Source organism: Streptacidiphilus sp. P02-A3a (assembly GCF_014084105.1).
Taxonomy (GTDB): Bacteria; Actinomycetota; Actinomycetes; order Streptomycetales; family Streptomycetaceae; genus Streptacidiphilus.
On the sequence record NZ_CP048289.1, the window covers coordinates 7,073,479 to 7,083,719 of the forward strand.

Annotated in this window: 12 protein-coding genes and 1 pseudogene; 8 read left to right on the forward strand and 5 right to left on the reverse strand. The window is 67.4% G+C overall.

Features of this window, described 5'->3' with window-relative positions:
- Positions 1 to 63: 63 nt before the first annotated feature.
- Positions 64 to 477, forward strand: coding sequence for an ATP-binding protein (locus tag GXP74_RS29680; RefSeq protein ID WP_182454306.1), 414 nt, complete (start codon positions 64 to 66; stop codon positions 475 to 477).
- A gap of 54 nt (positions 478 to 531) precedes the next feature.
- Here GXP74_RS29680 and GXP74_RS29685 read toward each other — a convergent pair whose 3' ends face one another.
- Complete coding sequence (locus tag GXP74_RS29685; RefSeq protein ID WP_225448292.1) at positions 532 to 897, reverse strand: hypothetical protein; 366 nt, start codon at positions 895 to 897, stop codon at positions 532 to 534.
- A gap of 440 nt (positions 898 to 1,337) precedes the next feature.
- Between GXP74_RS29685 and GXP74_RS29690 the strand changes: the two genes are divergently transcribed.
- The 7 genes and pseudogenes from GXP74_RS29690 to GXP74_RS29720 all read left to right on the forward strand — a co-directional run.
- On the forward strand, positions 1,338 to 2,132 hold the full coding sequence (locus tag GXP74_RS29690; protein WP_225448293.1) for an STAS domain-containing protein: 795 nt from the start codon (positions 1,338 to 1,340) through the stop codon (positions 2,130 to 2,132).
- Complete coding sequence (locus tag GXP74_RS29695; RefSeq protein ID WP_182454308.1) at positions 2,129 to 2,566, forward strand: STAS domain-containing protein; 438 nt, start codon at positions 2,129 to 2,131, stop codon at positions 2,564 to 2,566. The genes GXP74_RS29690 and GXP74_RS29695 overlap by 4 nt, the downstream gene beginning before the upstream one ends.
- A 71-nt stretch (positions 2,567 to 2,637) precedes the next feature.
- The gene (locus GXP74_RS29700) at positions 2,638 to 2,979 is read left to right on the forward strand and encodes an ATP-binding protein (protein ID WP_255528271.1); all 342 of its coding nucleotides are present in this window, start codon (positions 2,638 to 2,640) and stop codon (positions 2,977 to 2,979) included.
- Positions 2,979 to 4,109 carry an ATP-binding SpoIIE family protein phosphatase gene (locus tag GXP74_RS29705; protein ID WP_182456724.1) on the forward strand — a complete coding sequence of 377 codons (1,131 nt, stop codon included), beginning with the start codon at positions 2,979 to 2,981 and terminating at the stop codon, positions 4,107 to 4,109. The genes GXP74_RS29700 and GXP74_RS29705 overlap by 1 nt, the downstream gene beginning before the upstream one ends.
- Positions 4,106 to 5,461 (forward strand): PP2C family protein-serine/threonine phosphatase, encoded by a 1,356-nt coding sequence (locus tag GXP74_RS29710; protein ID WP_182454310.1) that lies wholly within the window; start codon positions 4,106 to 4,108, stop codon positions 5,459 to 5,461. The genes GXP74_RS29705 and GXP74_RS29710 overlap by 4 nt, the downstream gene beginning before the upstream one ends.
- A gap of 212 nt (positions 5,462 to 5,673) precedes the next feature.
- Positions 5,674 to 6,762, forward strand: a complete 1,089-nt coding sequence (locus GXP74_RS29715; RefSeq protein ID WP_182454311.1) for an integrase core domain-containing protein — start codon at positions 5,674 to 5,676, stop codon at positions 6,760 to 6,762.
- A gap of 125 nt (positions 6,763 to 6,887) precedes the next feature.
- Positions 6,888 to 7,244 (forward strand): annotated as a pseudogene (locus GXP74_RS29720) (IS630 family transposase); the annotation flags it as partial.
- On the opposite strand, the gene GXP74_RS41680 reads toward GXP74_RS29720, so the two are convergent.
- The 4 genes from GXP74_RS41680 to GXP74_RS29740 all read right to left on the reverse strand — a co-directional run bounded on the left by GXP74_RS41680 (position 7,169) and on the right by GXP74_RS29740 (position 10,240).
- Positions 7,169 to 7,465, reverse strand: coding sequence for a transposase (locus GXP74_RS41680; RefSeq protein WP_370468475.1), 297 nt, complete (start codon positions 7,463 to 7,465; stop codon positions 7,169 to 7,171). The pseudogene GXP74_RS29720 and the gene GXP74_RS41680 overlap by 76 nt on opposite strands.
- 104 nt (positions 7,466 to 7,569) lie before the next feature.
- Positions 7,570 to 8,859, reverse strand: a complete 1,290-nt coding sequence (locus GXP74_RS29730; RefSeq protein ID WP_225448294.1) for an MFS transporter — start codon at positions 8,857 to 8,859, stop codon at positions 7,570 to 7,572.
- Between the two features lie 301 nt (positions 8,860 to 9,160).
- Entirely contained in the window at positions 9,161 to 9,904 is a 744-nt protein-coding gene (locus GXP74_RS29735) for a class I SAM-dependent methyltransferase (protein WP_182454313.1), read from the reverse strand.
- Positions 9,905 to 10,033: 129 nt separating this feature from the next.
- A complete protein-coding gene (locus tag GXP74_RS29740; RefSeq protein ID WP_304940939.1) occupies positions 10,034 to 10,240 on the reverse strand; it encodes an MbtH family NRPS accessory protein in 207 nt (68 codons plus the stop codon).
- Position 10,241 lies beyond the last annotated feature (1 nt).

Consider the following 10,241-nt stretch of genomic DNA (forward strand, 5'->3'; position numbering starts at 1 on the left):
ATGCATCGTCGCTATCAGGGCATGCGACCTGTGAGAATCCCCAGCTGAAGGGTCCCCCAGGACATGAGCGACCTCCCGAAGGCATCCCCTTCGCATGCGACCCATTGCCTGGACGGCCGCGCGGGCTCCACAAGCGCTGCCCGTGGTCTCACCACTGCCTTTCTCCGAGGGCCGCCGACGGACGTGCCCCGGGTCCTGGAGGCGGACGCGCTGCTGCTGGTGAGTGAACTCGTCTCGAACGCTGTGCGCCATGCTCCGGGCCCCTGCGTCCTTGAGTTGGACGATGACGGGGCCGACCTGGTTATCGCCGTGAGCGACACCAGCGACAGCCTGCCCCACCAGCGACGACCCGACCTGGCAGCCGGGGATGGCGGCTTCGGCTGGACTCTGCTGACAGCCCTGTCCGATCAGGTGGCGGTCGTCAGGAATCCGGCGGGCGGCAAGACCGTCACCGCAGTCCTGCGGCATCCCGGGTGAAGTGGGTGCCAGCACGCGGGGGCGGCCCCGTTCACCCTGGGCAAGGTCGCCAGTTCAGGAGCTTCCCTTCTGGACGTCGCGGTCCCGGTGGGTCAGGGCCAGCAGGCTTCCGGCGACGGCGATGATCAGCAGTGCGACGGCGATGCTGGTCCATCCGGCCTTGTCCCAGTAGACGTCCTTGAGGTCGATCAGGTTCGCGGTCTCGTCGATCACCAGCGCCATGCCGACGCCGTAGGCCAGACCCATCCACACGTGCCAGCGCGGCGAGCGTTCCACCAGCCCGCACGCTCCTACGATCATCAGCAGCAGGATCCCCCAGACGTAGTGGTGGATGTGCACCCCGCCCGCTGACACGTTCCCCACCCCTGAGGCATCGACATGGATGAGCCAGGTCAGCAGCCGCAGGCCACCGAACGTCACCGTGAACGCCCACCAGGCCAGCACCAATCCCCGGCGGGTGGGCGAGACGTCCCGCAGCCTGCGCGGACGCCTGTCAGTGGCACGCGCGCTGAGAGGAGGAACTTCCGCAGGTCCGTCCAGAGGTTTCGTCACCTAGGTGGTCATGCCCCGGAAACCAGCGCTGACCCTTGCACAGTCCCCTCCTTGTCCCTCTTCCGTCCCGTGGTCTCTTTTCCTGAGTTGAGAGGGCAGGTGGAACGACTGGCTGACGACATCGCCGGGCACATCGGCTCCTGACCTCTCAGATCATCGGTGCTGCCGCTGTCCCAGCATCGCTCCGCCCAGCGCGACCAGGTCGTGGCCGAGCACGACTACGCCACCAACGAGCACGCCGAACAGCTGATCGGATGGGACTCAGGTCAGGGCAGGGCTTACTGTTCCAGGGGGCCACTCGGCTCCGCATGAGTAGGGAAGTGCGTTGTGGCTGGTCGCTGGGCGGCCGAGTGAGCCGGGCCGAGGTCCAGGCGGAGCTGCGGGAGCTGTACACCGCTTTGGTGGCGGGCCTGCGGACGGGCAGCGTGGACGCGGACGATGAGGCGTTCGGAGAGCTCCGGGCGCTCCTGGCGGAGCTCTCGCGGACCCGCGCCCGGCTCGGTTTCACCCCGACCGAGACCGCCGTCAGTGTCTTCGCACTCAAGCGGGTCCTGGAGCCGGTGCTGGCCGAGGGAGACCATCAGGACACCGAGGCGTATCTGCGGCTGTCGCGGCTGCTGGACGATCTGGGCCTGTTCACGGTGGAGAGCTACACCCGCACCCGCGAGGAGTTGATCTCGGCGCAGGCGGAGCAGCTGCTGGACCTGTCGACGCCAGTGGTCAAGCTGTGGGACGGGGTGATCGGGGTCCCGCTGGTCGGGACCTTGGACTCGGCGCGCACGATGGTGGTGATGGAGAAGCTGTTGCAGGCGTTGATCGACTCAGGTTCGGAGCAGGCCATCATCGACATCACCGGGGTCCCGGCGGTGGACACCGAGGTGGCCCAGCACCTGCTGAAGACCGTGGTGGCGGCGCGGCTAATGGGCGCGGAGTGCACGATCTCCGGCATCAGGCCGCAGATCGCGCAGACCATCGTGGCGCTGGGCATCGACTTCGGTGACATCGTCACCAAGGCCACGCTGGCGGATGCCCTGCGGCATGCACTGCGCCGCTCGGGCGTCTCCTTCGCCCGTACCGCCGTCGGGTCGGCGGGTGTGCGGTGAGCGAGCGGGTTCCCGTGCTGCGGATCGGGCAGGTGCTGCTGGTCTCGATCCAGACCGACTTGGACGACCAGGCGGTGATGACCTTGCAGGAGGACCTGTCGTCCCAGGTGGTCGAGTCCGGGGCGCACGGGGTGGTCATCGACATCACGGCGGTGGAGATCGTGGACTCGTTCGTGGGCCGGATGCTGGCCACCATCGCCTCCGTCGCCCGCCTGCTGGACGCCCGGACCGTCGTGGTGGGCATGCGTCCGGCAGTGGCGATCACCCTGGTCGAGCTGGGCCTGTCGCTGGGCGGTGTCAGTACCGCCCTGACTCTGGAGAAGGGCCTCCAGGCTCTGGAGCGGGCCCGCTCCGCACGGGGGGACGCGCTCGGCGGCGCTGTGGGCCCGTTCGATTCCTACGGCACGGTGCCTGGTCTCGCGGCCGACCTGTGAGCGCGGCGGGCACGGGCGGCCCGAATCTCTTGGCGATCAGCGGGAACGACGGCGTGGTGGCCGCCCGGCAGATGGTGCGCCGTCTGGCGCAGAGCTGCCGGCTGTCCCTGGTGGAGCAGACCAAACTGATCACCGCGGCCAGCGAGCTGGCCCGCAACGCCCTGGTCCACGGCGGCGGCGGCACCATGGCCGCCGCCTTGGTAAGCGAGCACGGCCGAATCGGGGTACGACTGGTCTTCACCGATCGGGGGCCGGGGATCCCTGATGTGGAGCTGGCGCTGACGGACGGCTGGACCTCGGGTTCCGGTATGGGCCTGGGGCTTTCGGGCTCACGGCGGCTGGTGGACGACTTCACCCTGGAGACCGCCGTCGGCACGGGCACCACGGTCACCGTCACCAAGTGGGCGCGCTGATGGCCGGGTCGGTGTTGTGGCCGCTGGTGGACTGCGAGGACGTGGCCTGGTTCCGGGACAGTGCGCAGTCCGCGCGCGGTGCCGCGGCCGCGCTGGGGCGCAGGGTGGGACTGGGTGAGCAGCGCACCGCCGAAATGGCGCTGGCCGTGGCGGAGTTGGCCACGAACATGGCCAAACACGCCACCGATGCCGCACTGCTGCTGCGGGTGGTGCGCACCGAGCAGGTGGCCGGCGTCGAGCTGTTGGTCCTGGACCAGGGTCCCGGGATCGCCGACGTCTCGGCGGCCATGCGGGATGGCACGTCGACTTCCGGGACACTGGGCATCGGTCTGGGCGCGGTGGCGCGCCTGGCCGATGTCTTCGACATCCACTCCCAGCCAGGTCTGGGCACCGTGCAACTCGCCCGGTTCTGGCCGCGCCCGACCGGGTCGGCTCCTCCCGTCGAAGCCGCTGTCAGCGGTGTCACCCGTCCGATCGGTGGCGAGCTGGACTGCGGCGACGCCTGGACCGCGCGCAACGACCCCCAACCCGGCCCCCCGCACGCCCCCGTGACGACGGCACCCATCGGGGCCGCCGAGTCGCGGAGCACCGGACGGTCGGTGCTGGTGCACAACCCCCTGCCAGGCCCCGGCACGGGTGTCCTGGTGATGTCGTGCGACGGCCTGGGCCACGGCCCGCTGGCCGCCCTGGCCGCCCGAGCAGCCGTCCAGGCGCTGCGCACGGGCGTTGGCCGCACCCCGGAGCAGGCGATGCAGGAGGTTCATCGCGCGCTGCGCGGCAGCCGCGGGGCAGCGGTGGCCATCGCCCGCATCGAGGCGGACGGACGAGTGCTGTTCTGCGGGGTCGGCAACATCACCGCCGCCGTGGTCACCCCCACCACACGCAGCAACCTGCTCTCCCACCCCGGCATCGTCGGCCACCGGACGCACACCCCGCGCAGTTACCAGCACCACCTACCCGCCGGCGCCGCCCTGGTCATGCACTCCGACGGCCTGAGCGACCGATGGACGCCCGCCGACCTGCGGTCCCTGTTCCCGCACCGGCCCGCGGTGATCGCGGCCGGGCTGCTGCGCCTGGCCGGCACCCGCCGCGACGACGCCAGCACAGTGATCGCCAAGGCGCCGCGATGACCCGATTCCCACCGGTCGACCCGCAGTCGTTGCTGAGCACCTCTGTCAGCACCGAGCAGGACGTCTTCGCCCTACGACGCCACGCCAAGACCATCGCCGCGGCACTGAGCATGGACGGCCGCGACCAGGTACGCCTGGCCACCGCCGTCAGCGAACTGGGACGCGACCTGCTGCGCGACGCCGCCGCGCTCAGCGCCACCTTCACTCTGCTCACGCGCAGCAGCTCGGTAGCCCTGCGGATGCGGCTGGAGTGGACGGACGACCGGACACCGAGCGGTGAATCGCTGACCGCGGTCACCAGACTGCTGCCGCAGACCACGTACCGGCCCGGGTCCGCCGCCCCGGCCCCGGGCAGCGGAGCGGCGGCCGGCAGCCGAATCGAGATCGTCTGCCCGGTGTCCGGCGCGCCCAGGAGTGACGCCGAGGGAATCCGGGCCGCCCTGCGGGAGACCGGTCCCGCCTCGGCTCTGGACGATCTGCGGTCCCAGACCGGTGACCTGCTCGCGGCCCTGCAGGAGGCCCACGCCCAGCGCTACGAAGTGGAGCGGCTCAACGAGGAACTGGTGGAGACCAACGCCGGAGTCATGGCGATGTACGCGGAACTGACGGTCGAGCACAAGGACGTCGTCCAACGCTTCGGGGAGGAGCACGAGTTCGCGCTGACCCTGCAGCGCTCCTTCCTGCCGGCCGCCCTGCCGACCCCGCCCGGGGTCGAACTGGCCGTGCGCTACCTGCCGGCCGCCGCCGGAAACGAGATCGGCGGCGACTTCTACGAAGCCGTCCACACCAGCCAGGGGCTGCTGCTGGCCGTCGGCGACGTGGTCGGTCACTCGCTGCAGGCAGCGATGGTCATGGGCGAACTACGCCACGCCCTGCGCGCCTACTCCGCCCAGGGCCATCCGCCCCACGTGCTCCTGCAGCACCTGGACCACCTGATGAACCTGCACCAACCCGGCTGGACGGCCACCTTGTGCATCGTGCTGCTGGAGCCAGGCAACTCCCGCATCCAGGTCGCCAACGCCGGCCATCCGCCGCCCCTGCTCACCCGCCGCGACGGCGGCAGCCGCTTCCTCCGCGAGCACGGCCCACTGCTGGGACTCAACCTCCCCCACCCCGAGAGCACCAGCCACACGGTCGCACCCGGCGACAGCCTCCTGATGATCACCGACGGGCTCATCGAGACCCGGGGCACCAACCTGCACGAGCGCCTCGAAGAACTCCGCGCGGCCGCCGACCGGGGACCGGCCGAACCGGAAGCGTTGTGCGACAAACTGCTGGAGGCTTTCGTCCAGAAGCCCGAGGACGACATCATCGTCTTCGCCGCACGGCTACTCCCCGCCGAAACAGCCTGATCGGAGGCGCCGGGCAGCCACCGTCCGGTCCGCGGTGATGTGGCGGACGCCGCCCAGCCGGTACCGACCGGTCACCACCGGTAGCAGCCCGCTGCCCGCCGCGGCGAGAGCGGAGGCCATCCCGCCGATCGTGTGCACGGACCCTGAGGGGCTCAAGAAGTCATCGCTGCAGGTGGGGTACGTGAGGTTCGATGCTCTGCGAGGCTGTGTCGATGATCGTGTCGCTGGTGTACCGCGCTGTCCGGGGACTGCTGTCGCTGTCGGAGCTGCTGCTCCGGCGGGAGGCGTCGGTGGAGGCGGAGGTGCTGGTCCTGCGGCACGAGAACGCGGTGCTGCGTCGACAGTTGGCGTCGCCCGTGCGCTACGAACCCGCGGACCGGCTCTGGTTCTCCGCCCTGTCCTCGCTGATACCCCGGCCCCACTGGGCCCGCGTCTTCCCCGTCGCCCCGGGCACGCTGCTGGCCTGGCACCGCAAGCTGATCGCCCGCAAGTGGGACTACAGCGCGCGCCGCACCCGCGTCGGCCGTCCGCCCTCGTCCGCGGCCCTGAAGAAGCTGGTCCTGCGCCTGGCCGACGAGAACCCACGCTGGGGCCACCGGCGCATCCAAGGGGAGATGGCGCGGCTGGGGCATCCAATGGCGTCGGGCACCGTGTGGAACATCCTCCACGCGGCCGGCATCAACCCGGCACCAAGACGTCACGGACCGAGCTGGACAGAGTTCCTGACCGCCCAGGCCCAGGGCATCGTCGCAGCAGACTTCTTCCACCTCGACACCGCGCTGGGCCAACGCCTCTACGCCATGGCCTTCCTGGAACACGGCACACGCCGACTCCACCTCACCCCCGTCACCGCGCACCCATCCGGGCAGTGGGCGGTCCAGCAGGCCCGCGAGTTCACCACGGTACTGGCCGATCGCGGCGAACGGATCAGGTTCCTGCTCCGCGACCGGGACACGAAGTACACCACCTCCTTCGACGCCGTCTTCACCGCCGAGAACACAGAAATCCTGCTCACCGCCCCACGCGCACCCAAGATGAACGCCCACTGCGAACGCGTGATCGGCACCATCCGCCGCGAAGCCCTCGACCACATCCTCATCATGAACGCATCCCACGCCACCAAGGTCCTCGCCGAGTTCGCCGACCACTACAACCGGCACAGACCGCACCGATCCCGAGGTCAACTGCCACCCGACGCATCACAGCAGACACCCCCCACCATCGACATCCGCAACCGCCAGCTGCTGCTGCGCACCCGCGTACTCGGAGGAGCGATCAACGAGTACCGCTATGCCGCCTGACCAGCAGCGACGAATAAATGAGCCCTACAGGATTGGTGCTGGTCATCAGGGGTGGAACTCCTACTCGGGCCCTCTTAGCCTAACCCGACAAAGCGGGATGTCTCACCCCAGGCTGACAGAGAGGGAACCGGTCCAAGTTCCTGGAGTTCTGCCGCTACCTGCGCTCACTGCACCCGCTGAAGGTGCGCATTGCAATCATCTGTGGCAACTACTCGCCGCACCTGACGACCAAGCGGTGCCAGCGGGTCGGCACCTGGGCCACCGCGAACAACGTCGAGATCGCCTACACCCCGACCCACAGCTCCTGGCTCAACCGGATCGAGGCCCAGTTCACCGCCCTGCGCTACTTCGCCCTCGACGGCACCGACCACCCCAGCCACAAGGAACAGGGCAGCATGATCCGCCGCTACATCATCTGGCGGAACAAGCACGCCGCCGACGAGCACCTACGCAAAGTCGTCACCAGGGCGAACGTTGCCTGATGCAGCACTAGCTCATCACGGTGGTCCTCCGCCCCAGCCCCACCGGCTGGAACCTGAGTGCCGCCATCGGCCGCACGAACCCACAACCGCAACGTCTCCCGGGTGATCCCCAGATCAGCAGCGACGTCCTTCATTGTCCGCTGCCCTGCCGAGGCCCTCCACAACGCCACCGCATTCGCCCGGAACTCCGGGGTGTACTTCCGACCTGCCATGTGAACCATCTTCCCTGACCCTCAAGATCCACCATCAGAGTGTCCACACCACAGGAGTCACCTCACCTGGTTCCTCACCCTTCTCGAGCGCCACCAGGCCACACAGGCCTTGGTCACGCGGTCTCAGGCAAGAAGCTGGTATCCGCAGCCGCTTCCTCACGTACCCGTGCCGCCTTGACCAGTGCATCATCGATCCGCTTGTTGCTGGTCAGTCGGGCCGCGACACCCGTCATCAGCACGAGGACCCCAGCTCCGACCAGGAACGGCGCACGCAATCCGACGAGATGCGCCAGCCAGCCGCCGAACAGCGCGCCGAGCGGCGCAGCGCTCATCGCGGTCAACCGCGAGACTGCCGTTACCCGGCCCATCAGCTCGTCCGGCACGATCGCCTGCCGAACCGAGGGCCCGAGCGTCATGTCGGCACCCACTGCGGCTCCCAGCGCGACCAACCCGGCACCGGCGCAGTATGCGTTCACTGACACCCCGATGCCGAGTAGTGCCGCGGCCTCAACGGACGCGGTCAAGGTCAGAGCGCCACCGGTGCCCAGTCGCCTGATCAGCCACCCTGTGGCGAAGGTGCCAGCCAGACCGCCCACGGCCTGCGTGGTGAGGAATGCGCCGTACCCGGCCGATCCCAGGTGCAGCGTGTCGTGCGCGTAGAGCGCCAGCACCGCGGTGGTGCCGCCGAATGCGAAGTTGCCGATCGCCGGACGCACCGCCAGTCCGACCAGAAGCTTGTGGTGGAGCACGTACGAGATGCCGATCCGGGCGTCCTTGAGGATGAAGGTCTTCGGCTTGGCGGGCTTCTTCGGCGGCACGGGCAGCGTGCGGATCGTCAGTGAACTGAAGAGGAAGGACGCGGCGTCGGCGGCGAACGGCACGGTGCGGCTGAGCGCGAACAAGAGGCTGCCCACCGACGGGCCGACGAAGCCGCCCAAGGCGCGCTGTGTCCCCTGCAGGCGGGTGTTGGCACGCTGCAGGGTCTGCTGGTCCCGGGCCAGGAGTTCGGGGAGGTAGGCAACGGACGCGGTGTCGAACAGGACGCCGCCGATCCCGAGCAGGAAGCCAATGGCGATGAGTACGGAGATGTTCAGGAATCCGTCAACAGAGGCGACTGCGGCGACCACCAAGAGCGCGCAGCGGCACAGGTCGGTGATCACCATCGTGCGGCGGCGGTCCCAACGGTCGACGAGTGCGCCGCCGATCAAACCGAAGAGCAGCCAGGGTAGGAGGCTGACAGCCTCCATGACGCCGAAGACGGTGGAGTCGTGGGTCAGCGTGAGGGCGAGCAGAGGCAACGCCGAAAAGTAGATGCCGTCGCCGAGGGATGAAACGGCTGAAGCAGCCCATACACGGTGAAATGCACCGGGCAGTTTTGCCCGGTTTATGCTTCGCTCGTTCACGAGGCGAGTGCTCCGTTCTCAGGGATGTCTTAGGACTGTGGCACGGCGTCTCGTGAGACTTCGCGTCCTGCGACCGGTAAAGCCGGCCGCCTCTGCCTGATGAATTTCTGCCGACTCAGTCACCTACTCTTGGCCTGGGGTGGCCCGGCACCCTCAAAAGCTTGCCATGAGGATGCCGGGCCATCCTCCCCCACGTGAAAGATGCCGTCAATCAGCACCTACAAGGCCGAGGGGACGAGCCGCAAAGAGGCAGCAGCGCTGTCGCCGATCCATATCCTTGAGTCGCGCAGGGCACGCAGGATCAGCGAGCAACGAAAGTGAATTCGAACATGTCGTTGAGCTCTCTCCGGAAGAGATCCGCGCAAGCGGCATAGAAGGCCAGGTCCTTCTCCACTCGGTCTGCGCCCATCAGGGCCACGACCTCGTCTTTGTGCTCGGTGATGTTGTGAATGAAATTCTCCAGGGTTCGAACATAGTGATGCGCCAGGGAGTCGGATACCTCAACATCGAATCCGGCGCGCTCTGCGGCGCTTATGATCTTACGCTTGGGAATCACCCGAAACATCGGACGGTCAGCAGTGACGGTGAGCACAACCATGACCCCACCAACCGGTAGAATTGCACGGCAGTGAGGAAAGAACGACTCCTTGTCTTTGAAATTCTCAAAGGAATTGATAGAGATGATCCTGTCGACTGGCTCATGAAAATCCCCCCAGTCCTGGACTCGGTAGTCGATACGCGAATCCAGGGGCTGATCCTCTTCCAAGCCCTGCGCGTACTCAACATGCTCGGAATCAAGAGTGATTCCGGTTACGCTGCCACCGTACGTCCGGGATGCCGATCGGGCAGCAGCTCCCCATCCGCACCCGATGTCGAGCAGCCTCATCGACGGTTGAATTCGGCAATGCTGCAGCACTGCCTCCACCTTGGAACGCTGCGCGTCAGCGAGGGAGGCGTGGATGTCTTGGAAATACCCAGAGCTGTGATTTAGTTCTGGATCCATGTAGTACTTGGCGTATGCGGCCGACGATCGAAACGTCTCCATGCGTCTCTCCCATGCTGATACGGATAGCATATTTCTAACACCCACCGCTGTCTGGCTTTGCCCTGCTCTGCTGAATTCAATCCACTGAATTCTACGGAGCAAATCCTGCCCCTCTTCTCACATGGAGAGCTACTCCATGTCAAGGATCAGGCTCGCAGGACGCAGATCGGTCCAGTGCTGGTCAACGTACGCAACACAGACCGCGCGATCTGATGGACCGCACACCACATCCCACCCGAGGGGTACCTCAATCTGCTCGGGCCACAGCGAGTGTTGCCCTTGGGCGTTCTTCAGGACCAGAAAAACCCCGTCTGTATTTTCGAACGGATTGGACATC